The organism is Pseudomonas sp. Au-Pse12, assembly GCF_021341665.1.
Taxonomy (GTDB): Bacteria; Pseudomonadota; Gammaproteobacteria; order Pseudomonadales; family Pseudomonadaceae; genus Aquipseudomonas.
Genome location: NZ_JAJTTH010000009.1, coordinates 120,046 through 145,108, shown reverse-complemented (window position 1 = coordinate 145,108; position 25,063 = coordinate 120,046). Strand labels below are relative to the sequence as shown.

Genomic DNA, 25,063 nt, shown 5'->3' with positions numbered 1-25,063 from the left:
AAGGTGTCGGCGGCGCACATCTGGCGGGCCCCTTCGCCGGCAGGCCGGCTCCTACGGTTGGCGTTGGGCGATGGATTGGGAGGCGGCGAGCATGGCGCGCAGCAGCACGGCGCAGCCGGCCGCCAGGTCGTCGGGGTCGGCGTTCTCGATTTCGTTGTGGCTGATGCCGCCTTCGCAGGGCACGAAGATCATCCCCGCCGGGCCCAGCTCGGCGACAAAGATCGCGTCGTGCCCGGCGCCGCTGACGATGTCCATGTGGGACAGGCCCAACCCTTGTGCGGCGCCGCGCACCGCATCGACGCACACCGGGTCGAAGTACAGCGGCGGGAAGTCCGCGGTGGGGGTCAGTTCGAAGCTCAGGCCGTGCTCTTCGCAGGTGTTGTCGATCACCTGGCGCACCTCGGTAATCATCGAGTCCAGGCGCGCCGGCTCCAGGTGGCGGAAGTCCAGGGTCATGCGCACCTCCCCCGGGATCACATTGCGCGATCCTGGATAGGCTTGCAGGCAGCCGACGGTGCCGCAGGCGTGAGGCTGGTGACCGAGGGCGGCGCGGTTGACCGCCGCGACCACGGCGGCGGCGCCCACCAGGGCGTCCTTGCGCAGGTGCATGGGGGTCGGGCCGGCGTGGGCTTCGACGCCCCGCAGCTTGAGGTCGAACCACTTCTGGCCCAGGGCGCCGAGCACCACGCCAATGGTCTTGCGCTCGTCTTCCAGGATCGGCCCCTGCTCGATATGCGCTTCGAAATAGGCGCCCACCGGATGGCCACTGACCGGGCGCGTGCCGGCATAGCCGATGGCGTTCAGCGCCTCGCCGACGCTGACGCCCTCGGCGTCGGTCTTGGCCAGGGTGTCTTGCAGGGTGAACTTCTCGGCGAACACCCCGGAACCCATCATGCACGGCGGGAAGCGCGAGCCTTCTTCGTTGGTCCACACCACCACTTCCAGGGGCGCCTCGGTCTCCAGCTTGAGGTCATTGAGGGTGCGCAGCACTTCCACTCCGGCCAGCACGCCGAAGCAGCCGTCGAACTTGCCGCCGGTGGGCTGGGTGTCAATGTGGCTGCCGGTCATCACTGGCGGCAACTGCGGATTGCGCCCGGGGCGGCGGGCGAAGATGTTGCCGATGCCGTCCACCGTGACCGTGCAGCCGGCCGCTTCGCACCATTGCACGAACAGATCCCGGGCCTGGCGGTCGAGGTCGGTCAGGGCCAGGCGACAAACCCCACCCTTGACCGTGGCGCCGAGCCGGGCCAACTCCATGAGCGACTGCCAGAGGCGGTCGCGGTTGATGTGCTGATGACTGGATTGCAGAACCTCGACGGCAGCGTTCATGGTGATCCCCTCGGGCTTTTTCTGGTTGTGGTTGACGAGATCGGGCTCGTCTTGAGTGTCGCGGTTTTCGGTGCTCACCTGTAGGAGCGAGCTTGCTCGCGATTAGCCAGCAGACGTTACGCAATCCCCAGAGAGACCGCGTTGTTTGTACGTTCATCGCGAGCAAGCTCGCTCCTACAGGGTCGGGGTCTTGGCGGCCAGGCTCTGCGGGCTGCGCAGGCTGCATAGGCCGTAGTAGATCAAGCCGCCCAGGGCCGAGCCGGTGAACCAGCCGTAGCTGTAGAACCAGTTGAAGGCGCTGCTGCCCAGGGACATCAGGGTCAGGGCCACCGGGACACCGAAGGCGATGAAGCCGTACCAGTTCCACGCCGGGTAGACGTCATCGCGGTACAGGCCGGCCAGGTCCAGGCGCTGTTTCTTGATGATGAAATAGTCCACCACCATGATCCCGGCAATCGGCCCCAGCAGGCTGGAGTAGCCCAGCAGCCAGTTGGAATACACGGTCTCCAGGCTGACGTCGGAAATCAACAGGCCGAGCTTTTTCAGCAATTCGTGGCCCATCAGCGCCAGCCCCACCAGGCCGGTGAGGATCACTGCGGTGGTGCGGCCGATCAGCTTCGGCGCCAGGTTCTGGAAGTCGTTGGTGGGCGAGACGATGTTGGCCGCGGTGTTGGTGGACAAGGTGGCGATGATGATCAGCGCCATGGCCAGGGCCACCCAGCCCGGGCTCTGGATGTGGCCGATCAGGCTCACCGGGTCGGACACCGTGACCCCCACCAGTTTCACCGAGGCAGCGGTCATCACCACCCCCAGGGCGGCGAACAGGAACATGGTCAGCGGCAGGCCGAAGATCTGCCCGAGGATCTGGTCCTTCTGGCTCTTCGCGTAGCGGCTGAAGTCGGGAATGTTCAGCGACAAGGTGGCCCAGAAGCCGACCATGGCGGTGAGCCCGGCCATGAAGTAACCGGTGACGCTAGCGCCCTCAGGACGCTTGGGCGGGATCGCCAGCAACTCAGTCAGCGACACGCTGGGCAAGGCCCACACCAGCAGGCCGATGCCCACTGCCACCAGCAGCGGTGCGGAGAGGGTTTCCAGCCACTTGATCGACTCGGCGCCGCGCAGCACCACCCACAGGTTGAGGGTCCAGAAGATCATGAAACCAATCACTTCGCCGGTGCCGCCCAGGGCCTTCCAGCCCTCGAAGATCGAACCCAGGAACAGGTGGATCGCCAGCCCGCCGAACATCGTCTGGATGCCGAACCAGCCGCAGGCCACCAAGGCGCGGATCAGGCACGGCACGTTGGAGCCGATGATGCCGAACGACGAGCGCAGCAATACCGGGAACGGAATGCCGTACTTGGTGCCGGCGAAGGCGTTGAGGGTCAGGGGAATCAGCACCACGATATTGGCCAGGAGGATCGCCAGCAGCGCCTCGCCGACGCTGAGGCCGAAGTAAGCGGTGAGCACCCCGCCCAGGGTGTAGGTGGGCACGCAGATCGACATGCCGATCCACAGTGCGGTGATATGCCATTTGTTCCAGGTGCGTTCCTGGACCTGGGTCGGTGCGATGTCGTGGTTGTAACGGGGGCTGTCGAGTACGTCGCTGCCGGCGTCCAGCTCGTACAAGCCGGCGCGCTCGGTCACCTGTGATCTGATCTGTTGCATGGCCGCTCCACTGTTCTTTTGATTATTTTGCTCATCAGGCCAGCGCACCCAGGAACAGCGCGCCGGACGATGGCCGGAGAACTTACGACTTCCGCCCCCCTGGCCAGCGATCTGCGGCGGCACTCAATAACGATGCCAACTACTGCCGGATACGCATCTGCACGGTGTGCGGAATCCATGTAAACAACTGATGTGATTCAGTTTTATTCAGTCAACTTTGAAGCCTTCGGTTAGTTGCCAGTTCACTCAGGCCGGGGGTTTGGCAAGTTGTCCGTTCGGTCAGGACCCAAAGCAGTGCACGGTTATTTTATTAGTTGTCTTCCGCTCTTCGCAGCGCCTCCTCAAGCAGCTGATTTGACATAGGAAATCTCGACTATTTTTCGATCCTGTCAAGTGCGTCAAAATGGTGATGGCGCGCACCATTTTGCGGAATTTGATTTTTATTCGTTTAATTTCAATGGCTTAGATTAGATATATGCTTATAAAAAATATTCTTGCTGTTTCTTTGAACTGCGGCTAGCTTCTATTCCTGACACCACTGGCAGGATTATTAAGTTGTCAGTGCGTTCAATAAAAAAGTTAGAACCGGCAACAGCCGGTCATGCCTGCGAGGAACTCGGAATGTCTCTGTTGATCCGTGGCGCCACCGTTATTACCCATGATGAAAGTTATAAAGCCGATGTACTCTGCGCAGACGGCGTGATTCGCGCCATCGGCAACCATCTGGATATTCCCGCCGGCTGTGAAGTGCTCGATGGCAGCGGCCAATACCTGATGCCCGGCGGCATCGACCCCCATACCCACATGCAACTGCCCTTCATGGGCACCGTGGCCAGCGAAGACTTCTTCAGCGGCACCGCGGCAGGTCTCGCAGGCGGCACCACCTCGATCATCGATTTCGTGATTCCCAACCCGCAGCAGTCGCTGCTGGAGGCCTTCCACCAGTGGCGCGGCTGGGCCGAAAAGTCCGCCAGCGATTACGGTTTCCACGTGGCCATCACCTGGTGGAGCGAACAGGTGCGCGAGGAAATGGCCGAGCTGGTGCAGCACCACGGCATCAACAGCTTCAAGCACTTCATGGCCTACAAGAACGCCATCATGGCCGCCGACGACACCCTGGTGGCCAGCTTCGAGCGCTGCCTGGAACTGGGGGCGGTGCCCACGGTGCACGCGGAAAACGGCGAGCTGGTGTATCACCTGCAACGCAAGCTGCTGGCCCAGGGCATCACCGGGCCAGAGGCCCACCCGCTGTCACGGCCCTCGCAAGTGGAAGGCGAAGCCGCCAGCCGGGCGATCCGTATCGCCGAAACCCTGGGCACGCCGCTGTACCTGGTGCACGTGTCGACCCAGGAAGCCCTGGACGAAATCAGCTACGCCCGGGGCAAGGGCCAGCCGGTGTATGGCGAGGTCCTGGCCGGGCACCTGCTGCTGGACGACAGCGTGTACCGCGACCCGGACTGGCAGACCGCCGCCGGCTACGTGATGAGCCCGCCGTTCCGCCCACGCGGCCATCAGGAAGCGCTGTGGCGCGGCCTGCAATCGGGCAACCTGCACACCACCGCCACCGACCACTGCTGCTTCTGCGCCGAGCAGAAGGCCGCCGGCCGCGACGATTTCAGCAAGATCCCCAACGGCACCGCCGGCATCGAAGACCGCATGGCCGTGCTGTGGGATGAAGGGGTGAACAGCGGGCGCCTGTCGATGCAGGCGTTCGTCGCCCTGACCTCCACCAACACCGCGAAGATCTTCAACCTCTACCCGCGCAAGGGCGCGATCCGTGTCGGCGCCGATGCCGACCTGGTGCTCTGGGACCCGCAAGGCAGCCGCACCATCTCCGCCAAGACCCACCACCAGCAGGTGGACTTCAACATCTTCGAAGGCAAGACCGTGCGCGGCGTGCCCAGCCACACCATCAGCCAGGGCAAGCTGGTGTGGGCCGACGGCGACCTGCGGGCCGAACGCGGCGCCGGGCGCTACATCGAACGCCCGGCCTACCCGGCGGTGTTCGACCTCTTGAGCAAGCGCGCCGAGCGGCACAAGCCGACCGCCGTCAAACGCTGACCCCGGAATGCCCCAATGCAATCCACGCTCTGTGTAGCCGCTGCCGCAGGCTGCGAACGAGCGGCACGCTCGCGGCGTTCTTGCGGCCACTAGAGGGTTGGCGGGAGACCGTCAAGCAAGGCCCAGCGGGCCTTTTCGCAGCCTCGCAGGCTCGGCAGCGGCTACAGGACGGCAGGACGGCAGGACAGCTCGCAGTTTCGTGAACACCCATGCCCGTCAGAGGCAGATGAAGAACCGTGAGGCCAAAACCGTGATCAAGACCTTGAACCACTTGCCCCACCCGACCCTGGACGGCGCCACCCTCGCCGGCCATTTCAGCGATCTGGCGCCGCCGCTCAATGCCCGCCAGGCCCACCTGGAAGCCTCGCGCTGCCTGTATTGCTACGACGCGCCCTGCGTCAATGCGTGCCCCAGCGAGATCGATATTCCTTCGTTCATCCGCAATATCCACACCGACAACGTCCAGGGCGCGGCGCAGAAGATTCTCTCGGCCAATATCCTCGGCGGCAGCTGCGCCCGGGTCTGCCCCACGGAAATCCTCTGCCAGCAGGCCTGCGTGCGCAACAACGCCCAGGAGTGCGCGCCGGTGCTGATCGGCCTGCTGCAGCGCTATGCCCTGGACAACGCGCACTTCACCCAGCACCCGTTCCAGCGCGCCGCGCCCACCGGCAAGCGCATCGCCGTGGTCGGTGCCGGCCCGGCGGGTTTGTCCTGCGCCCACCGCTGCGCCCTGCATGGCCATGAGGTGGTGATTTTCGAAGCCCGGGACAAGGCCGGCGGCCTCAACGAATACGGGATCGCCAAGTACAAGCTGGTGGACGACTTCGCCCAGCAGGAGCTGGAATTTCTCCTCGGGGTGGGCGGCATCGAGATCCGCCATGGGCAGAAGCTCGGCGACAACCTGAGCCTGACCCAACTGCATCAGGAGTACGACGCGGTGTTCCTCGGCCTCGGGCTGGCCGCCAGCAAGCAGCTTGGGCTGGAGCATGAACAAGCCCCCGGGCTGCTGGCCGCCACCGACTACATCCGTGAACTGCGCCAGGCCGACGACCTCAGCCAGTTGCCCCTGGCCAATCGCTGCATTGTCCTCGGCGCCGGCAACACCGCCATCGACATGGCGGTGCAGATGGCGCGCCTGGGGGCCAGCGATGTCAACCTGGTGTACCGCCGGGGCGTCGAGGACATGGGCGCCACCGAGCACGAACAGGAGATCGCCAAGGCCAATCAGGTGCGCCTGCTGACCTGGGCCGCCCCCGAGCAGGTGCTGCTGGATGACCAGGGCCGGGTGCGCGGCATGCGCTTTGCCCGTACCCGGCTGGTGGAAGGCCGCCTGCAAACCACCGGCGACACCTTCGAACTGGCCGCCGATGCGATCTTCAAGGCCATCGGCCAGGGCTTCGACGGCGCCGCGCTGAGCGATCCGCTGGCCCGCGAGCTGCAACGCTGCGGCGAGCGCATCCAGGTGGACGAACAGCTGCGCACCAGCATTCCCGGGGTCTACGCCGGTGGCGACTGCGTCAGCCTCGGCCAGGACCTGACCGTGCAGGCGGTACAACACGGCAAGCTGGCCGCAGAAGCCATGCATGCCCGACTGATGCTCAACCAGGAGGCTGCGTAAATGGCCGATCTATCGATTGTGTTTGCCGGTATCAAGGCCCCCAACCCCTTCTGGCTGGCCTCCGCGCCGCCAACCGACAAGGCCTACAACGTGGTCCGCGCCTTCGAGGCCGGCTGGGGCGGCGTGGTCTGGAAAACCCTCGGGGAAGACCCGGCGGCGGTCAACGTGTCGTCGCGCTATTCGGCGCACTTCGGGCCCAACCGCGAGGTCATGGGCATCAACAATATCGAGCTGATCACCGACCGCTCCCTGGAGATCAACCTCCAGGAAATCACCCAGGTGAAGAAGGACTGGCCGGACCGGGCGCTGATCGTGTCGCTGATGGTGCCCTGCGTCGAAGAGTCGTGGAAAGCCATCCTGCCCCGGGTGGAAGCCACCGGCGCCGACGGCATCGAGCTGAATTTCGGCTGCCCCCACGGCATGCCGGAACGCGGCATGGGCGCGGCGGTGGGCCAAGTGCCGGAATACGTCGAGCAGGTGACCCGCTGGTGCAAGACCTACTGCTCGCTGCCAGTGATCGTCAAGCTGACGCCGAACATCACCGATATCCGCATGGCGGCCCGCGCCGCCCATCGCGGTGGCGCGGATGCGGTATCGCTGATCAACACCATCAACTCCATCACCAGCGTCGACCTGGAGCGCATGGTGGCCCACCCGATGGTGGGCAGCCAGAGCACCCACGGCGGCTACTGCGGTTCGGCGGTCAAGCCGATTGCCCTGAACATGGTGGCCGAGATCGCCCGCGACCCGCAGACCCGCGGCCTGCCGATCTGCGGCATTGGCGGCATCGGCAACTGGCGCGACGCCGCCGAGTTCGTGGCTCTGGGCTGCGGCGCGGTGCAGGTGTGCACGGCGGCGATGCTGCATGGCTTTCGCATCGTCGACGAGATGAAGGACGGCCTGTCGCGGTGGATGGACAGCCAGGGCTACCACAGCCTGCAGGACTTCTCCGGGCGCGCGGTGGGCAACACCACCGACTGGAAGTACCTGGACATCAACTACCAGGTGATCGCGAAAATTGACCAAGAGGCGTGCATCGGTTGCGGCCGTTGTCATATTGCCTGCGAAGACACTTCCCATCAGGCGATTGCCAGCATCCGCCAGGCCGACGGCACCCATAAATATGAGGTGATCGACGACGAATGCGTGGGTTGTAACCTGTGCCAGATCACCTGCCCGGTGCAGGACTGCATCGAGATGATGCCCCAGGACACCGGCAAGCCGTTCCTCGACTGGCAGCACGACCCGCGCAATCCCTATGGAGAAGCAGCTGCAAGCGGCAAGTTTTAAGCCGCAAGTTGCAAGCTTCAAGCTCCTGGCTTGAAGCTTGCCTCTGCTTGCTTCTACTTGCAGCTTGCAGCTTGCAGCTGCTTCTATGGTTCGAGGCCAATGCCGCGCAGGATGACGCGGGTGACGGTCTGCACCGCGCGTTCGAATTGCAGGTCCGACAGCGGCTGGTGGTCGTTGAGGATCATCACCTGGTGGTCGAAGTCGGCGTAGTGCTGGGTCGAGGCCCAGATCATGTACAGCAGGCTGGAGGGTTCCACCGCCAGGATCCGCCCGTCTTCGACCCATTGGCGGATCTTCGCTTCCTTCATCTTCGCCCAGTCGTACAGGCTGGCATCCAGCGCCGCGCCCAGGGTCGGCGCGCCATGGATGATTTCGTTGGCCCAGACCTTGGAGCCATAGGGCCGGCTGCGCGAATGCTGCATCTTGGCGCGGATGTAGCTGCTGAGCACTACGCGCGGGTCGTCGAACATCTCGAAGCACAGGGCGTCCTGCTTCCACACGTCCAGCAGGTCCATGAGCACGGCGCTGTACAGCTCGTTCTTGGTGCTGAAGTAGTAATGCAGGTTGGAACGCGGCAGTTGCACTTCTTCGGCGATGTCGGCCATGGCGGTGCCGGCATAACCCTTTTCAGCGAAGATTTTCTCGGCACCCAGGAGGATTTTTTCCACGTTGCTGCGACGAATCTCGATCTTGTGATTGCCCATGAGGGCTCCTACGAAAACAGTCTGCGGCAAGACTAGCATCCGCCCGCGCACCGCGGGGAGCTGTCAGGCCTGCGACATTGCGGGCCTGCATGGGTCTTTCGCCACCCGGCGGTATTGGGTAGGATCGGCCTCCCGCTCATTTGCAGCAGCCACTGCGGTGCTCCGTCCAGGCGTTAACTCGCGACACGGGCATACAGGTCTCTGCCCGAATGCCGGCCCTGCCCCACCGCCGGCCATCTGTCCTGTTACCGATGGAACACACCCATGACGATTCGCCCTCGCGTCGCTGCGGACGACGCCCTGCTGACCGCTCTCTGGGAGCGTTCGGTACGCGCCACCCATGACTTTATTGCTGAAGACGACATCCAGCGCCTGTACCCGCTGGTACGCGACAGCTACCTGCCAGCCCTTGAGACCTGGGTCTGGGAGAACCCCGACGCCAGCCCCGCAGGCTTTATCGCCACCAGCGACGACACCGTACAGATGCTGTTCATCGAGCCGGCCCAACGCGGCCAGGGCATCGGTCGAACGCTTCTGGATCACGTTCGCCGTCCCGGCCTCAAGGTCGACGTCAATGAACAGAACCCCCAGGCCCACGGTTTCTATCGCCACTACGGTTTCGTCGATTGCGGCCGCTCGGAAACCGACGGCGAAGGCCGACCGTTTCCGATCATCCACCTGCAGTTGCACGATCATTGAACTCTGCCCTCTTGATTAAAGGTAACCCTCCCATGTCACTGAAAAGCCTCTTCACCACCACCGCCTTGCTCGCCTCGCTGCTGGGGGCCTCCTCGGTCTTCGCCCACGCCCACCTGAAAAGCTCGACCCCGGCGGCCGACAGCAGCGTGGTCGCGCCCAATGAACTGCGCCTGGTGTTCACCGAAGGCGTGGAAGCGGCCTTCACCCAAGTGAAGATCAGCAAGGACGGTGCGCCCCTGGACGTGAAAAGCCTCGCCACCGAAGGCGCGGACAAGAAGACCCTGATCGTCATCCCGGCCGCCACGCCGCTGCGCGCCGGTGAATACAAGGTGCAATGGCACGCGGTGTCGGTGGACACCCACAAGAGCGAAGGCAGCTACAGCTTCAAGGTGAGCCCGTAAGCCATGGCGTCATGGCTGGTGCTGTGCCGCTTCGTGCACTTTGCGGTGTTCCTGACCCTGGTGGGTGCCTGGGTGTTTCGCCCGCTGTTGCTGGGCCGTGATTCAGCACAGAACGGCCACGGCGCGGTGCATCGACAGCTCGATAGGCTCAGCCGCTGGCTGGCGCTGATCGGCCTGGGCAGCGGCCTGTGCTGGCTACTGTTGATCACCGCCAGCATGGCCGGCTCCTGGTCGGCGGCGCTGGACCCGGCGACGGTGCAGTTGGTGCTGGGCAAGACCTTCTTCGGCCAGGTCTGGACCTGGCACCTGCTGCTCAACCTGCTGTTGCTGGGGCTGCTGCTGACCCCGCTGGGCCGGCGCCTGCCTTTGCAACTGGGGCTGGGCGCCCTGCTGCTGGCGACCCTGGCGCCCGTGGGCCACGGCGCCATGCTCGATGGGCTGGCGGGGCAGATGCTGATCCTCAATCAGATCGTGCACTTAAGCTGTGTCGCCATCTGGTTGGGGGGCTTGCTGGTGTTGTTGCTGGTGTTGCGGCAACCCGCGGGGCTGTCTGTCGAGCCCTTGTTGAAGCGCTTCAGCGGCGTGGGTTATGGCCTGGTAAGCGGCTTGCTGCTAACCGGCCTGATCAACGTGCGAGTGCTCACCGGGCAATGGTGGCCGACGCCCTTGTTCAGCGGCTTTGCCCTGATCCTGCTGATCAAGGGACTGCTGGTGGTCGGCATGCTCGGGCTGGCGCTGTTCAACCGCCTGCGAATCCGCGGCTGCGACCAGCGCCTGTCGAGCCTGCGCAACAGCGTGCAGCTGGAATGGCTGCTGGGCGTGGCCGCAGTGGCCGCCGTCTCGTTATTGGGCACCTTGCCGCCGATGCAGGCGGCATAACCTCCCGCGCACCGCGCCCCTGTAGCCGCTGCCGCAGGCTGCGAAAAGGTCCGCAGGACCTTCAGCGATCTCAAGGCCTCCCCCCCTGATCTTGAGCATTGCGCTGCGGCGCCATCCTTGGCGTCTGCTACGCAGCCGGTCGCAGCCTGCGGCAGCGGCTCCGCGGCAAGAGGCTTCAAGGCGTGACGGAGGTGTCGATGCTGACCACCACCGACAGCCCCGGCCGCAACCGCTCCAACTCCGGCTGATCCGGGTCGACGCTGATCCGCACCGGCACCCGCTGGGCAATCTTGACGAAGTTGCCGGTGGCGTTGTCGGCCTGCAGCAAGGCGAATTCGGAACCGGTGGCCGGGGAAATCCGCTGCACCTTGCCGGTGAATCTGCGGTGGTTCAGGGCGTCCACGGTGAAGCTCACCGGCTGCCCAACCCGGACATTGTCCATCTGGGTTTCCTTCATGTTGGCAATCACCCACAGCTGGTTCGGCACCAGGGCCATCAGTTGCGCGCCGGAGTTGACGTAGGCCCCCAGGCGCACGCCGATCTGCCCCAGCTGGCCGTCCCGCGGGGCGAGGATGCGGGTGTTGGACAGGTCGATGCGCGCCAGCTCCACCGCGGCTTCGGCGCTGGCCACCGCCGCTTCCAGGGAGCCGCGGTTGACGATCACGCTCTGCAGGTCCTGGCGGGCAATGTCCAGTTGCGCCTGGGCCTGGGCCACGGCGGCCACGGTCTGGGCATTGGCCGCGCGGGTCACGTCCAGCTCACGCTGGGACACCGAACCGTCGGCGATCAGCGCCTGGTTGCGTTGCAGGTCGGCCGTGCTCTTGCGCGCCTGGGCCTGGCTGTCGACCAGGGCGGCCTGGCGCAGCTTGATCGTGGCTTCGGCGCTGTTGCGCTGTTGCAGGGCATTGGCCAGGGCGGCTTTCTGCACCGCCAGTTGCGCCAGGGACTGGTCCAGGCGCTGGCGATAGATGCGGTCGTCGAGGCGCACCAGCAGGTCGCCGGCCTTGACCTGCTGGAAGTCCTGCACCGGCACTTCGAACACATAACCACTCATCTGCGGGCCGATGATGGTCACCTGGCCGCGCACCAGTGCGTTCTCGGTGCTTTCGATGGCGCTGGAAAACGGCGGCAACTGCCAGGCATAGAGCACGATCAGCACGCCGACGATGGCAATGGCGGCAAAGCCCAGGGACGAGAGGATACGCACCGCCAGCGGTCGTGGCTCGGTGGCGGGCATGCTCGGCGGGCCGCCGGGCTCCGGGGTCGAGGCAATGGCGTTGGTGGTGGGGTTGACGGTTTCGCTCATGAAGTTGGGGCACCACTTTGTTGAACGGGAGCCGTGGGCGCGACCGCTCGGGTCGTGCTCATCAGCCACAGGCTGCGGATGAATATCCAGAGCATGGTCAGTACGGCAATCACCGCGATCAGCATGAATACATCGTTATAGGCCAGCACATTGGCCTCGCGGGTAGCGGCGCTGGCCAGGCTGCGAATGCCTTGCAGGGTGCGCAGGTCCGGGTCGGCGATGACCTTGCCGTAGGCCGCGCCGCCGCTCTGCACCCGGGCCAGGACCTGGGGATCGAGCAGGGTCAACTGCTCGACGATATGGCTGGAATGGTACTTCTCGCGCACGATCTGGAAGGTCCCGAGCAAGGCCGAGCCGATCAGCCCGCCGAGGTTCTGGCAGATGCCGAACAGCACTGAGAAACTCACCAGGTTGCGCGGGTTGGTCAACACGTTGCGGGTGCCCAGGACCATGGTCGGGCCGAGAAAGAAGGTGCCGCCGAAGGCCAGCAGGAACTGGCTCAGGTACATGTTGGCCGGACGCGTGAGGTTGCTCGAGAAGCTGTCCATCACCGAACCCACGGCCATCAGCGCCAGGGAAATCACCAGCGGCATCAGCAGGTGCGCCGGGTTGATGGTCAGCGCGCTGGTGGCCAGCCCGGCAATGCTGCCCAGCAGCATCACCCCGTAGAGCAGGCGCATCTGCTGGCTGCTCATGTTCAGTGCCTGGAGAAACCCTACGGCGCCGGTGGACTGTTCCGACAGCACCATGCGAATCAGTATCACTGCCAGGGCCAGGCGGATCATCGCCCCGCTGCCCAGCCAGCGGGTCATCAGCATCGGGTTGCTGCGGTTATGTTCAATGCACAGCCCGGCCAGGATCAGCACGATGGAGCCGGCACTGGCGTAGCCGATCCACGGTGCCTCCAGCCACCAGTCGATGCGCCCCAGGGACAGCACCGCGCACAGCAGCGCGACACCGCTGGCCAGCAAGGCAAAGGTCAGGAAGTCGAGTTTCTCGAAGGTGCGAAAGCGGTCCCCCGGCGGCAGCTTGAGCATGAACACGCAGCCCAGGGAGGTCAGCGCCAGGCCCAGTTCGAACAGGTACAGGCCGCGCCATTCGGCGATCTGCAGCAGGTCCTCGGAAAACAGCCGGGCCAGGGGCAAGGCCAGCTGCGAAGTGCCGAGCCCCAGCACCAGGGCCTTGAGCCGCCATTTCGCCGGGAAGGCCTGGACCATGTAGTACAGGCCCAGGGAGCTCAGCGCCGCACCGACCATGCCATGGGCCGCGCGCACGGCGATGGCCGAGCTCAGGTCGTTGACGAACAGGTGGCCGAAGGTCACCAGGGCGTAGAGCACCAGGAACACTTCGGTGAAGGCGCGCAGGCCGAACTGCTGGCGAAACTTCACCAGCAACAGGTTCATCGACACGTTGGTCATCACATAGGCCGCCGGCAGCCAGGCCATTTCCGCGGTGGTCGCGCCCAGCGCCCCTTGCAGGTACGGCAGGTTGGCGATCACCAGCGAGTTGCCCAGGCCGCCGGTAATCGCCACCAGCAAGCCCACCAGCGCATAGGCCAGGCGCTTGTGGCCGGGGTGCAGCGGTGTCGAGGGGGAACCGGGCAAGCTGGGCTTTTCGTGGGGCTGCCAGTTGCGCGGGGCGTAGTGATCCATGCCGTGACCTTGTGCTGTGCCGACCGCTGTTGCAGCGCTGGGCGATGTTCCCGGTGGTCCGGCAGTGTGCCGGAAAATCCCGTCCTTCAGGCAGCACCGCCGCCCGCAGGATGAATTTTATTTTAAGGCGCTGGCGCTGGTGGCTTTTTTTCGGAATCCTGATTCGCTGGCACCTGTCGTTTCCCGCCCTCGCCTGTCGGAGCCCGAATGCCCCTGAACTTTTTGAAGATGCACGCCAATGGCGACGACTTCGTGCTGATCGATGCCCGTGGCCGCGACAACCCGATCACCGCCGAACGGGCCCGGGCCCTGGGCGATCGCCGGCGCGGCATTGGTTTCAATCAGTTGGTGGTCCTCGGCGATTGCCGCGAGAGCGCGGCGCTACTGACCTTCTACAACGCCGATGGTTCCAGTCTGGCTACCTGCGGCAGCGCCACCCGTGGCGCCGCCGACCTGCTGATGGAGGAAGGCGCGACCCGCTCGGTGCAGGTGCGGACCGCCCGGGGCCTGCTGCACTGCCAGCGCCTGGACGATCAGTCGGTGTCGGTGGAGATGGGCTTGCCGGCGTTTGCCTGGCAGGCGATTCCCCTGGCCCAGGCCCTGGACAGCCTGAGCCTGCCGCTGCCGGGGCAGCCGGCGGCGTGCAGCATGGGCAATCCCCATTGCAGCCTTTTTGTCGACGACCTGGAACGGCTGGACATTGCCACGCTGGGCCCGCAGATCGAGAAGCACCCCATGTTCCCGCAGCGGACCAACGTGCATTTCATTCAGGTGATCGACCGCCAGACCATCCGCTTGCGCATCTGGGAGCGCCACGGCGCAATCCCCCTGGGCTCCGGCTCCTGCTCCTGCGCGGCGGCGGTCAACGGTATCCGCCGTGGCTTGCTGGACAGCCCGGTGCGAGTGCTGTGCGACGGCGGGCCGGTGACGGTGAGCTGGGACGGCCAGGGCCAGGTGCACCTGGCCGGCAGCGTGACCCGGGTGTTCAGCGGGTCATGGTGAAGGGATGAACCTTTCCTACATCCAGCCCAGCCATTTCCACCAGGTCATGGCGAACACCAGCATCAGCAGGTAGCCGATCAGCGTCACCAGCAGCCCGACCTTGGCGAACTGCCGGGCATTGAAGGTCTCGGTGCCCAGGCAGACCATGTTCTGCGGCGCGTTGATCGGCAGGATGAAGCCATAGCTGACGACAAAGCCCAGGAGCATGGTCATGCCCAGGCGGCTGAACTCGCCCGGCAGGGTCTGCAGCACGGCGATGAGGATCGGCAGCAGCGCCGAAGTCAGTGCCGTGGCGCTGGCGAACCCCAGGTGAATGAGGATCAGGAACGCCGCGAGAATGGCGAACACCGCCAACGGCCCGACCTGGTCCAGGCCGGTATGGGCCACCACCTGCCCGCCCAGCCATTGCCCGGCGTGGGTGCTGAGCAGCGCCGAGCCGAGGCTGATGCCGACCCCGAAGACAATCACCGTGCCCCAGGGAATGCGCGACTGCACGTCCTTCCAGGTCATGATGCCGACCCGCGGCAGCAGCAGGATCACCAGCCCGGCGTAGGTGGTGGTCGTGGTGTCGAAGGGATGCAGCTTGCCTTCGGTGGACCAGGCCAGGAGCAGCAGCACCGACACCGCCAGCAGGCGCTTCTGCGGCCCGGTCATGGGCCCGATGTCCGCCAGGGACTGGGCCACCGCTTCCTTGCCGCCGGGAATGCTGTCGGTTTCCGGCGGCAGCAGTTTCAGCACCAGCCACAGCAGCACCAGGGACATGATCACCGCCCAGGGCGCGCCGGCGATCAACCAGTCGAGCCAGGCCACGCGCTGGCCGAGCATCTTGTCCATGAAGCCCACGGTCAGCAGGTTCTGCGCCGCGGCGGTCTGGATCCCGACGTTCCAGATGCTGGTGCCCTGGGCCACGACGATCATCAGCCCGGCGGCGATATTGGAGCGCTTGTCGACGCCGAAGGCGGCAATCACCCCCATCATGATCGGCACCACGCAGGCGCTGCGCGCCGTGGCGCTGGGCACCAGCAGGCTGAGCAGAATGGTCACGGCGATGGCGCCGAGGAGGATGCGCCGGGTGCTGGTGCCGACCCGGGTCAGGGTCACCAGGGCGATGCGCCGGTCGAGGCCGGTGTGGGTCATGGCCGCGGCAATGAACAAGGCGCCGGCCACCAGGGCCAGGGCCGAGTTGGAAAACCCGGTGAGGGCCAGGCTGATGGCCGCCGAGCTGCCATAGAGCTGGGTCGGGTCCTGCAGGGTCGGCGCGGTGCCGATCAGGAACGCCATCAACGCGGTGATCATGATCGCGCTGGCCTCGTAGGACACCGCTTCGCTGATCCACACCACCACCGCGAAGGCGAGGATCGCCAGCATCCGATGCCCCGCGACCGGCAGGTCGGCGGGCAACGGCAGGAGCAGTACGGCGACCAGCGCCAGTACGCCGATCAATAACCCGATGGGCAAGCGTGCCCGCGCCTCGGAGGCTTGACTGACAGGGGGGGTCATGTGGGGGTATTCCTTCTTCTCCGGTTAGGCGTGCCTAGCATGCCAGGGGATCCATTCGAGGGCCTTGATGAAGGTCAAGGCAGGCGGGCCGGGGCTCTTTTAGACTGCGACAAAGACGCCTGCGCAATAACCTCGTCCGGCCTGATCGATTGCCTGAGAAAATAAAAAAAGAAACACTTTTTTACATTTCTACAGATTTTTCACTTCAATGAGATCAAATTGGCATTAGGGCGACAGGGAGTCGAAGTCTCAGCAGTACCACTCCAAACAAGCAGGTGCCTTATGGTGACAAGAAACATCAAATTGACCTTACGAGCGCTGCTCAGCTTCGGCTCGATCTGCGTTTTATTGGTAGGCCTGGGAGGACTGTCCCTGTGGAAGATGGGGCAGATCCATGATGCCGCGGTGGACCTGCAAACCAACTGGCTGCCCAGCGTGCGGCAAGCCACCCTGATCGAATCCAACACCCTGCGCCTGCGCCTTGAGACCCTGCACTTCATTACCGAGAACACCAGCGAAAAAGGCGCTTCGCGGACCCGCCTCGACACCCTCAGGGACAACCTGAACCAGGCCATCAAGGACTATGCGCCACTGGTCTCCAGCCCGTCGGAACAAACGATCTACGATCAAGTGCGCAGTGGCGCCCAGGCCTACCTGGACAAGTTCGCCGTGCTGATGGAAAGCAGCAAGACCAGCAGTTCGGAGGAAGCGGTCAACTATGCCAACCAGGTCACGGTGCCCCTGGCCAACACGCTGCAAACCAGCATCGATGAGCTGATCAAGCTCAACGAGCGTGGCGCCGCCCAATCAGGCAAGGACGCTGGCGCCCAGTTCAGCTCCGGGCTGACCGTGACCGGCGTGATCATTGTCGTGGCGATCCTGCTGACCGCGCTGATCGCGGTGTTCTTCACCCGCAGCATCATCCTGCCAGTGCAGACCCTGCTGGCGACCACGCGAAAAATCGCCGAGGGCGACCTGCGTACCCAGGTTGAAGTCAGCGGCCAGGACGAACTCACCGAGCTGCAGACCGCCACCCGGGCCATGCTCGACAGCCTGAAGTCGACCATCCGCCACATCGCCGATTCCTCCACCCAACTGGCGTCGGCCGCCGAGGAAATGAGCGCCATCACCCGCGAGTCCAACGCCGGCATCCAGCAGCAGAGCATGGAGACCGAACAGGCCGCCACGGCCGTCAACGAAATGACCGCCGCCGTCGAAGAAGTGGCGCGCAACGCGGTGTCCGCCTCGCAATCGACCCAGGAATCCGAGCGATCCGCCGGGCTGGGCAAGGAGCGGGTCGAACAGACCATCCACTCCATCGAGAAACTCACCGGCACGGTGGAAAACACCCGGGTGGAAATGGCCGGGCTGGCGCAACAGGCCCAGGACATCACCAAGGTCCTGGATGTGATTCGCGCCATTGCCGAACAGACCAACCTGCTGGCGCTCAACGCCGCCATCGAAGCCGCCCGCGCCGGCGAACAAGGCCGCGGCTTTGCCGTGGTGGCCGATGAAGTGCGCGCCCTGGCCCACCGCACCCAGCTCTCGACCCAGGAAATCGAGCAGATGATCCAGGGCATCCAGAGCGGTTCGAACAAGGCCATGCTGTCCATGCAACAAAGCAGCGAGGACGCCAGCCAGACCCTGGCCATCGCCCATGAAGCCGGCTCGGCCATCGGCCACATTACCCAGGCCATCAGCCACATCAATGAACGCAACCTGATGATCGCCACGGCCTCGGAGGAACAGGCCCAGGTGGCGCGCTCGGTGGACCAGAACCTGATGAGCATCCGCGACCTGTCGGTGCAGAGCTCGTCCGCCGCCAGCCAGACCTCCATCGCCAGCAGCGAGTTGTCGAACCTGGCGGTGGGCCTGAACAAGCTGGTGGCCCGCTTCTCCCTGTGAACCGGGCCCAGGCCCGGATAGACGTCAGGTAGAACACGCGCTGGCGCTGTTCACCGGCCAGCCGGTTCCTGCAAGGAGCCGGTTGGCCGGCGATGCTCCACCGCCCTGAAATGGAGTGCTGGCCATGTTGAAACACATCTCCATCCACCAGCTGCAAATGGGCATGTACATCCATCAATTCTGTGGTTCCTGGCTGGACCACTCGTTCTGGAAGGCCGGCTTTGTCCTCGACAGCCGTGACGACCTGCAACGCCTGCAACGCTCCAACCTCAGCACACTGTGGATCGACACCGCCAAGGGACGCGACCTGCCCGAAGCCAGTCCGGCGCCAACACCAAGCGCCCCGCCACCGCCACCGCTACAACCAGCCAGCACGACCACGCCCCGGGTGAGCATGGACGAAGAAGTCCAACGCGCCCTCAAGCTCTGCGCCGACTCGCGCAAGGCGGTGATGGCAATGTTCCAGGAAGTGCGCATGGGGCAGGCCCTGCACATGCATCAAGCCGAGGAACTGGTGCTGCAGATGCGCCAGTCGCTGCTGCGCCATCCCGATGCACTGATCAGCCTGGCACGCCTGAAGAGCGCCGATGACTACACCTACATGCACTCGGTGGCGGTCTGCGCGCTGATGCTGGCCACCGCCCGCCAACTGGGCTTGTCGGAGGACTACATCCGCCTGGCGGGGATTGCCGGGCTGCTGCATGACGTGGGCAAGCTGACCATCCCCGACAGCATCCTCAACAAACCGCAAAAGCTCTCGGACAGCGAATTCGAACAGGTCAAGCTGCACCCCGAAGCCGGCGGCGTGATCCTGCGGCAAAGTCCTGACGTGGATGCGCTGGTGCTGGACGTGTGCCTGCACCACCACGAAAAGGCCGACGGCTCGGGCTATCCGCACCGGCTGGCGGGCAATCAGATCAGCCTGTTCGCGCAGATGGGCGCGGTGTGCGACGTGTACGACGCGGTGACCTCCAACCGCCCCTACAACCGAGGCTGGGACCCGGCCGAGGCGATCCAGCGCATGTCCACCTGGAAAGGTCACTTCGACCAACGGGTGTTCCAGGCCTTCGTCAAGAGCGTGGGCATCTACCCGGTGGGCGCGCTGGTGCGCCTGGAAAGCGGGCGCCTGGCGGTGGTGATCGAACAGAACCCCAAATCGTTGCTGACGCCCAAGGTCAGGGTGTTTTTCTCCACCCGCTCCAACCTGCCCCTGGAACAGAACGTGGTCGACCTGGCCAAGGTCCAGGGCCAGGATCGCATCGTCGCCCGCGAAGCCCCGGAAGACTGGGAATTCAAGAACCTGGAGCGGCTCTGGAACAGGGGCCCGGCCTGAACCTCAGGCGCCCAGGGTCAGGCCGTTGGCCGGCAGCGGCAAGGCGGTCTTGTAGCGCACCTGCTTGAGGGCAAAGCTGGAACGGATATTGGCCACCCCAGGCACCTTGGTCAGAAAGTCCATCATGAAACGCTCCAGGGCCTGGATGGTCGGCACCAGCACGCGGATCAGGTAGTCCGGGTCGCCGGCCATCAGGTAGCACTCCATGACTTCCGGACGATCGGCGATGGCCTCTTCGAAGTGCTGCAAGGCCTCTTCCACCTGCTTCTCCAGGCTGACGTGAATGAACACGTTGACGTGCAGCCCCAACAGGTCGGCATCCAGCAGGGTCACCTGCTCGCGGATCAGCCCCAGCTCCTCCATGGCCTTGACCCGGTTGAAACACGGCGTGGGCGAAAGATTCACCGAACGGGCCAGGTCGGCGTTGGTGATGCGGGCATTCTCCTGAAGACTGTTGAGAATGCCGATGTCGGTACGGTCGAGTTTGCGCATGAGATAAAACAACCTGTTTTTTATGTTTATGCAGTTTTTTTATCTGCAAATAACTTCCAGCGCAATGAAACAGAGATAAATATTCTTCTACGCCCGGCCTATGATGTTTGTAGGACAAGATTTCCCTTACCCAGGGAATGACTGTCAGCTAGCGCGCCCAATTACAAGAAATCCACAAGATCGAGCGTAGAAAGCCATGACCACCGCGTATGAACCGCTACGCCTGCACGTTCCCGAACCCTCGGGCCGTCCCGGCTGCAAGACCGACTTCACCTACCTGCGTCTGAACGATGCCGGGCTGGCCCGCAAACCCCCTATCGATATCGAACCCGCCGACAGCGCCGACCTGGCCCGAGGCCTGATTCGCGTGCTCGACGACCAGGGCAACGCCCTCGGCGACTGGGCCGCGGACGTGCCGCTGGAGATCCTTCGCCAGGGCATGCGCGCCATGCTCAAGACGCGGATCTTCGACAACCGCATGGTGGTCGCCCAACGCCAGAAGAAGATGTCCTTCTACATGCAGAGCCTGGGCGAGGAAGCCATTGGCAGCGCCCAGGCCCTGGCCCTGAACATCGACGACATGTGCTTCCCCACCTACCGCCAGCAGAGCATCCTGATGGCCCGGGAAGTGCCGCTGGTGGAGATGATCTGCCAACTGCTGTCCAACGAGCGCGATCCGCTCAAGGGGCGCCAGTTGCCAATCATGTACTCGGTGAAGGAATCCGGGTTCTTCACCATTTCCGGCAACCTGGCGACCCAGTTCGTGCAGGGCGTGGGCTGGGGCATGGCCTCGGCGATCAAGGGCGATACCAAGATCGCCTCGGCCTGGATCGGCGACGGCGCCACCGCCGAGTCGGACTTCCACACCGCGCTGACCTTCGCCCACGTGTACCGCGCGCCGGTGATCCTCAACGTGGTCAACAACCAGTGGGCGATCTCCACCTTCCAGGCCATCGCTGGCGGTGAGGCCACCACCTTCGCCGGACGCGGCGTGGGTTGCGGCATCGCCTCCCTGCGGGTCGACGGCAACGACTTCATCGCGGTCTACGCCGCCTCGCGCTGGGCCGCCGAACGCGCCCGCCGCAACCTCGGGCCGACCCTGATCGAGTGGGTCACCTACCGCGCCGGCCCGCACTCCACCTCCGACGACCCGTCGAAGTACCGTCCGGCCGACGACTGGAGCCACTTCCCCCTGGGCGATCCGATTGCCCGCCTCAAGCAGCACCTGATCAAGATCGGCCAGTGGTCCGAAGAGGAACACGCCGCGGTCAGCGCCGAGCTCGAAGCCCAGGTCATTGCCGCGCAGAAGGAAGCCGAGCAGTACGGCACCCTCGCCGGCGGCCAGATCCCCAGCGCCGCGACCATGTTCGAGGACGTCTACAAGGACATGCCCGAGCACTTGAAACGCCAACGCCAGGAACTGGGGGTCTGAAATGAACGATCACAACAACAATATCCAGCTGGACACCGCCATGACCACCACCACCATGACCATGATCCAGGCCCTGCGCTCGGCCATGGATGTGATGCTCGAGCGTGACGACAACGTCGTGGTGTTCGGCCAGGACGTCGGCTACTTCGGCGGCGTGTTCCGCTGCACCGAGGGCCTGCAGGCCAAGTACGGCACCTCGCGGGTGTTCGACGCGCCGATCTCGGAAAGCGGCATCGTCGGCGCCGCCATCGGCATGGGCGCCTACGGCCTGCGCCCGGTGGCGGAAATCCAGTTCGCCGACTACGTCTACCCGGCTTCCGACCAGATCATTTCCGAAGCCGCGCGCCTGCGTTATCGCTCCGCCGGCCAGTTCACCGCGCCGATGACCCTGCGCATGCCTTGCGGCGGCGGCATCTATGGCGGCCAGACCCACAGCCAGAGCATCGAGGCGATGTTCACCCAGGTCTGCGGCCTGCGCACCGTGATGCCCTCCAACCCCTACGACGCCAAGGGCCTGCTGATCGCCTCCATCGAAAACGATGACCCGGTGATCTTCCTCGAACCCAAGCGCCTGTATAACGGCCCGTTCGATGGCCATCACGACCGCCCGGTGACCCCGTGGTCGAAACACCCGGCGGCCCAGGTGCCGGACGGCTACTACAAGGTGCCGCTGGACGTGGCGGCCATCACCCGCCCGGGCAAGGACGTCACCGTGCTCACCTACGGCACCACCGTCTATGTGTCGCAAGTGGCGGCCGAGGAAACCGGCATCGACGCCGAGGTCATCGACCTGCGCAGCCTGTGGCCCCTGGACCTGGACACCATCGTCAAGTCGGTGAAGAAGACCGGCCGTTGCGTGGTGGTGCACGAAGCCACCCGTACCTGCGGGTTCGGCGCCGAGCTGGTGTCGCTGGTGCAGGAACACTGCTTCCACCACCTGGAAGCCCCGATCGAGCGCGTCACCGGTTGGGATACGCCGTATCCCCACGCGCAGGAGTGGGCATATTTCCCAGGGCCGTCCCGAGTGGGCGCGGCGCTGCAACGGGTCATGGAGGTCTGAATGGGCACGCACGTTATCAAGATGCCGGACATCGGCGAAGGCATCGCAGAAGTGGAACTGGCGCAGTGGCACGTAAAAGTCGGCGACCAGGTGGTGGAAGACCAGGTCCTGGCAGACGTGATGACCGACAAGGCGATGGTCGACATCCCCTCCCCGGTGCACGGCACGGTCATTTCCCTGGGTGGCGAACCCGGTGAAGTGATGGCGGTGGGCAGCATCCTCATCAGCATCGAAGTCGAAGGCGCGGGCAACCTCAAGGAGTCCGCCCAGGCCGCCGCGCCGGCGGCAAAAGCGCCGGACGCTATTAATAAGCCGGCTGCCGCGCCGGTGGCCGAAGCACCCAAGGCGGAAAAACCCGTCGTCAGCCAAGCAGCCTGCCGCCCCGCGCCCCAGGCGCCCGTGGCCCGGGAGGCCGACGAACGCCCCCTGGCCTCGCCCGCCGTGCGCAAGCACGCCCTGGACCTGGGCATCCAGCTGCGTCTGGTGCAAGGCAGCGGCCCGGCCGGGCGCATCCTGCACGAAGACCTGGAGGCCTACCTGGCCCAGGACAGCCAGCCGCTCAAGGGCTACTCGGCCCCGGGCGCCGGTTATGCCGAACGCCACGACGAAGAGCAGATCCAGGTGATCGGCATGCGCCGCAAGATCGCCCAGCGCATGCAGGAATCCAAGCACCGCGCCGCGCACTTCAGCTATGTCGAGGAAGTGGACGTTACCGCCCTGGAAGAGCTGCGCCTGCACCTCAATGAAAAGCACGGCGCCACCCGCGGCAAGCTGACCCTGCTGCCGTTCCTGGTGCGGGCCATGGTCGTCGCCCTGCGCGACTTCCCGCAGATCAACGCGCGCTACGACGACGAAGCCCAGGTCATCACCCGCCTCGGCGCGGTGCATGTCGGGGTCGCCACCCAGAGCGACGTCGGCCTGATGGTGCCGGTGGTGCGTCACGCCGAAGCCCGCAGCCTGTGGGGCAACGCCGAGGAAATCTCACGCCTGGCCAAGGCCGCCCGCAGCGGCAAGGCGGCCCGCGATGAACTGTCCGGTTCCACCATCACCCTCACCAGCCTCGGCGCCCTGGGCGGGATCGTCAGCACCCCGGTGCTGAACCTGCCGGAAGTGGCGATTGTCGGGGTCAACCGCATCGTCGAGCGGCCGATGGTGATCAAGGGCCAGATCGTGATCCGCAAGATGATGAACCTCTCCAGCTCCTTCGATCACCGAGTGGTCGATGGCATGGACGCTGCGCAATTCATCCAGGCCATTCGCGGCCTGCTCGAACAACCCGCCACGCTGTTTGTGGACTGACTTTCAGAGGAGCAGGCATGCAACAGACTCTCAACACCCAACTGCTGATCATCGGCGGCGGGCCTGGCGGTTACGTGGCGGCGATCCGTGCCGGCCAGCTGGGCATTTCCACCATCCTGGTGGAAGGCCAGGCCCTGGGCGGCACCTGCCTGAACATCGGCTGCATCCCGTCCAAGGCGCTGATTCATGTCGCCGAGCAGTTCCACCAGACCCGCCACCACAGCCAGGGCTCGGCCCTGGGCATCGAAGTGGCGGCGCCGACCCTGAACATCGGCAAGAGCGTGGAATGGAAGGACGGCATCGTCGACCGCCTGACCACCGGGGTCGCCGCGCTGTTGAAGAAAAACAAGGTCCAGGTGATTCAGGGCTGGGCCAAGATCATCGACGGCAAGACCGTGGAGATCGAAGGCACCGAGACCCGCATCCAGTGCGAGCACCTGCTGCTGGCCACCGGTTCGAAAAGCGTCAACCTGCCGATGCTGCCCATCGGCGGGCCGATCATCTCCTCCACCGAGGCCCTGGCGCCCAAGACCCTGCCCAAGCGCCTGACCGTGGTCGGCGGCGGCTACATCGGCCTGGAACTGGGCATTGCCTACCGCAAGCTCGGGGTCGAGGTCAGCGTGGTCGAGGCCCAGGAACGCATCCTGCCGGCCTATGACGCGGAACTGACCCAGCCGGTGCTGGAGTCGGTGAAACAACTGGGGATCACGCTCTACCTCAAGCACAGCGTGCTGGGCTTCGATGCCGCCAGCAGCAGCCTGCAGGTGCGCGAGCCCAATGGCGACACCCTGAACCTGGCCACCGACCAGGTGCTGGTGGCGGTGGGCCGCAAGCCCAACACCCAGGGCTGGAACCTGGAAAGCCTGAACCTGGACATGAACGGCGCGGCGATCAAGATCGACCACCGCTGCCAGACCAGCATGCGCAACGTCTGGGCCATCGGCGACCTCAGCGGCGAACCGATGCTCGCGCACCGCGCCATGGCCCAGGGCGAGATGGTCGCCGAACTGATCGCCGGCAAGCACCGCGAGTTCAACCCGGCGGCGATCCCGGCGGTGTGCTTCACCGACCCGGAACTGGTGGTGGTGGGCAAGACCCCGGACGAAGCCAAGTCGGCCGGCCTGGATTGCATCGTCAGCAGCTTCCCGTTCGCGGCCAATGGCCGGGCCATGACCCTGGAATCGAAAAGCGGTTTCGTGCGGGTGGTGGCGCGGCGGGACAATCACCTGATTGTCGGCTGGCAGGCGGTGGGGGTCGGGGTGTCCGAATTGTCCACGGCGTTTGGCCAATCCCTGGAAATGGGCGCGCGCCTGGAAGACATCGGCGGCACCATCCACGCCCACCCGACCCTGGGTGAAGCGGTCCAGGAAGCGGCGCTGCGGGCACTGGGCCACGCCCTGCATTTATAGAAGCCCCCAGTTATAGAAGCCACAGTA

20 protein-coding genes are annotated in these 25,063 nt (G+C 64.8%); 13 read left to right on the top strand and 7 right to left on the bottom strand.

Annotated features, from left to right (window positions below; translation table 11 throughout):
* Nucleotides 1-51: 51 nt before the first annotated feature.
* Together LXM55_RS24010 and LXM55_RS24005 are read right to left on the bottom strand one after the other, a co-directional pair.
* On the bottom strand, nucleotides 52-1,329 hold the full coding sequence (locus LXM55_RS24010) for a Zn-dependent hydrolase (protein ID WP_233322652.1): 1,278 nt from the start codon (nucleotides 1,327-1,329) through the stop codon (nucleotides 52-54).
* A 174-nt stretch (nucleotides 1,330-1,503) separates the two neighbouring features.
* The gene (locus LXM55_RS24005; RefSeq protein WP_233322651.1) at nucleotides 1,504-2,994 is read right to left on the bottom strand and encodes an NCS1 family nucleobase:cation symporter-1; all 1,491 of its coding nucleotides are present in this window, start codon (nucleotides 2,992-2,994) and stop codon (nucleotides 1,504-1,506) included.
* 621 nt (nucleotides 2,995-3,615) lie between these two features.
* On the opposite strand from LXM55_RS24005, the gene hydA reads away from it, so the two are divergent.
* The 3 genes from hydA (at nucleotide 3,616) to preA (ending at nucleotide 7,963) form a co-directional block, all read left to right on the top strand.
* The gene (hydA, locus tag LXM55_RS24000) at nucleotides 3,616-5,055 is read left to right on the top strand and encodes a dihydropyrimidinase (RefSeq protein WP_233322650.1); all 1,440 of its coding nucleotides are present in this window, start codon (nucleotides 3,616-3,618) and stop codon (nucleotides 5,053-5,055) included.
* A gap of 250 nt (nucleotides 5,056-5,305) precedes the next feature.
* Nucleotides 5,306-6,673 (top strand): NAD(P)-dependent oxidoreductase, encoded by a 1,368-nt coding sequence (locus LXM55_RS23995; protein WP_233322797.1) that lies wholly within the window; start codon nucleotides 5,306-5,308, stop codon nucleotides 6,671-6,673.
* The gene (gene preA / locus LXM55_RS23990; protein ID WP_233322649.1) at nucleotides 6,674-7,963 is read left to right on the top strand and encodes an NAD-dependent dihydropyrimidine dehydrogenase subunit PreA; all 1,290 of its coding nucleotides are present in this window, start codon (nucleotides 6,674-6,676) and stop codon (nucleotides 7,961-7,963) included.
* 83 nt (nucleotides 7,964-8,046) lie between these two features.
* On the opposite strand, the gene LXM55_RS23985 is transcribed toward preA, so the two are convergent.
* Nucleotides 8,047-8,667 (bottom strand): TetR/AcrR family transcriptional regulator, encoded by a 621-nt coding sequence (locus LXM55_RS23985; RefSeq protein WP_233322648.1) that lies wholly within the window; start codon nucleotides 8,665-8,667, stop codon nucleotides 8,047-8,049.
* Nucleotides 8,668-8,931: 264 nt separating this feature from the next.
* Here LXM55_RS23985 and LXM55_RS23980 point away from each other — a divergent pair, with 264 nt between their 5' ends.
* Genes LXM55_RS23980 through copD form a run of 3 tightly spaced genes read left to right on the top strand, consistent with a single transcriptional unit; the run spans nucleotide 8,932 to nucleotide 10,646 of the window.
* Entirely contained in the window at nucleotides 8,932-9,366 is a 435-nt protein-coding gene (locus tag LXM55_RS23980) for a GNAT family N-acetyltransferase (RefSeq protein WP_233322647.1), read from the top strand.
* 32 nt (nucleotides 9,367-9,398) lie between these two features.
* A complete protein-coding gene (copC, locus tag LXM55_RS23975; RefSeq protein WP_233322646.1) occupies nucleotides 9,399-9,767 on the top strand; it encodes a copper homeostasis periplasmic binding protein CopC in 369 nt (122 codons plus the stop codon).
* A gap of 3 nt (nucleotides 9,768-9,770) precedes the next feature.
* The gene (gene copD / locus LXM55_RS23970; protein WP_233322645.1) at nucleotides 9,771-10,646 is read left to right on the top strand and encodes a copper homeostasis membrane protein CopD; all 876 of its coding nucleotides are present in this window, start codon (nucleotides 9,771-9,773) and stop codon (nucleotides 10,644-10,646) included.
* Nucleotides 10,647-10,821: 175 nt separating this feature from the next.
* Here the strand turns inward: copD and LXM55_RS23965 are convergent, their stop codons facing one another.
* On the bottom strand, nucleotides 10,822-11,952 hold the full coding sequence (locus LXM55_RS23965; protein ID WP_233322644.1) for an HlyD family secretion protein: 1,131 nt from the start codon (nucleotides 11,950-11,952) through the stop codon (nucleotides 10,822-10,824).
* Nucleotides 11,949-13,604: an MFS transporter gene (locus LXM55_RS23960; RefSeq protein WP_233322643.1), complete on the bottom strand. Its 1,656-nt coding sequence runs from the start codon at nucleotides 13,602-13,604 to the stop codon at nucleotides 11,949-11,951. The genes LXM55_RS23965 and LXM55_RS23960 overlap by 4 nt, the downstream gene beginning before the upstream one ends.
* 207 nt (nucleotides 13,605-13,811) lie before the next feature.
* Between LXM55_RS23960 and dapF the strand changes: the two genes are divergently transcribed.
* Nucleotides 13,812-14,606, top strand: a complete 795-nt coding sequence (gene dapF, locus LXM55_RS23955) for a diaminopimelate epimerase (RefSeq protein ID WP_233322642.1) — start codon at nucleotides 13,812-13,814, stop codon at nucleotides 14,604-14,606.
* Between the two features lie 15 nt (nucleotides 14,607-14,621).
* Here dapF and LXM55_RS23950 read toward each other — a convergent pair whose 3' ends face one another.
* Nucleotides 14,622-16,106, bottom strand: coding sequence for a DASS family sodium-coupled anion symporter (locus LXM55_RS23950; RefSeq protein WP_233322641.1), 1,485 nt, complete (start codon nucleotides 16,104-16,106; stop codon nucleotides 14,622-14,624).
* Nucleotides 16,107-16,388: 282 nt separating this feature from the next.
* Between LXM55_RS23950 and LXM55_RS23945 the strand changes: the two genes are divergently transcribed.
* A complete protein-coding gene (locus LXM55_RS23945; RefSeq protein WP_233322640.1) occupies nucleotides 16,389-18,011 on the top strand; it encodes a HAMP domain-containing methyl-accepting chemotaxis protein in 1,623 nt (540 codons plus the stop codon).
* Nucleotides 18,012-18,135: 124 nt separating this feature from the next.
* Nucleotides 18,136-19,344 (top strand): HD-GYP domain-containing protein, encoded by a 1,209-nt coding sequence (locus LXM55_RS23940; RefSeq protein ID WP_233322639.1) that lies wholly within the window; start codon nucleotides 18,136-18,138, stop codon nucleotides 19,342-19,344.
* A 3-nt stretch (nucleotides 19,345-19,347) separates the two neighbouring features.
* Here LXM55_RS23940 and bkdR read toward each other — a convergent pair whose 3' ends face one another.
* A complete protein-coding gene (gene bkdR, locus LXM55_RS23935; protein WP_233322638.1) occupies nucleotides 19,348-19,836 on the bottom strand; it encodes a Bkd operon transcriptional regulator BkdR in 489 nt (162 codons plus the stop codon).
* Nucleotides 19,837-20,032: 196 nt separating this feature from the next.
* On the opposite strand from bkdR, the gene LXM55_RS23930 reads away from it, so the two are divergent.
* The 4 genes from LXM55_RS23930 to lpdA are packed head-to-tail and all read left to right on the top strand — an operon-like array spanning nucleotide 20,033 to nucleotide 25,036.
* Nucleotides 20,033-21,268: a 3-methyl-2-oxobutanoate dehydrogenase (2-methylpropanoyl-transferring) subunit alpha gene (locus LXM55_RS23930; RefSeq protein ID WP_233322637.1), complete on the top strand. Its 1,236-nt coding sequence runs from the start codon at nucleotides 20,033-20,035 to the stop codon at nucleotides 21,266-21,268.
* 1 nt (nucleotide 21,269) lies between these two features.
* Entirely contained in the window at nucleotides 21,270-22,328 is a 1,059-nt protein-coding gene (locus LXM55_RS23925) for an alpha-ketoacid dehydrogenase subunit beta (RefSeq protein ID WP_053157874.1), read from the top strand.
* Nucleotides 22,329-23,627 (top strand): dihydrolipoamide acetyltransferase family protein, encoded by a 1,299-nt coding sequence (locus tag LXM55_RS23920; RefSeq protein ID WP_233322636.1) that lies wholly within the window; start codon nucleotides 22,329-22,331, stop codon nucleotides 23,625-23,627. It begins immediately after the preceding gene.
* Between the two features lie 17 nt (nucleotides 23,628-23,644).
* Nucleotides 23,645-25,036: a dihydrolipoyl dehydrogenase gene (lpdA, locus tag LXM55_RS23915; RefSeq protein WP_233322635.1), complete on the top strand. Its 1,392-nt coding sequence runs from the start codon at nucleotides 23,645-23,647 to the stop codon at nucleotides 25,034-25,036.
* Nucleotides 25,037-25,063 lie beyond the last annotated feature (27 nt).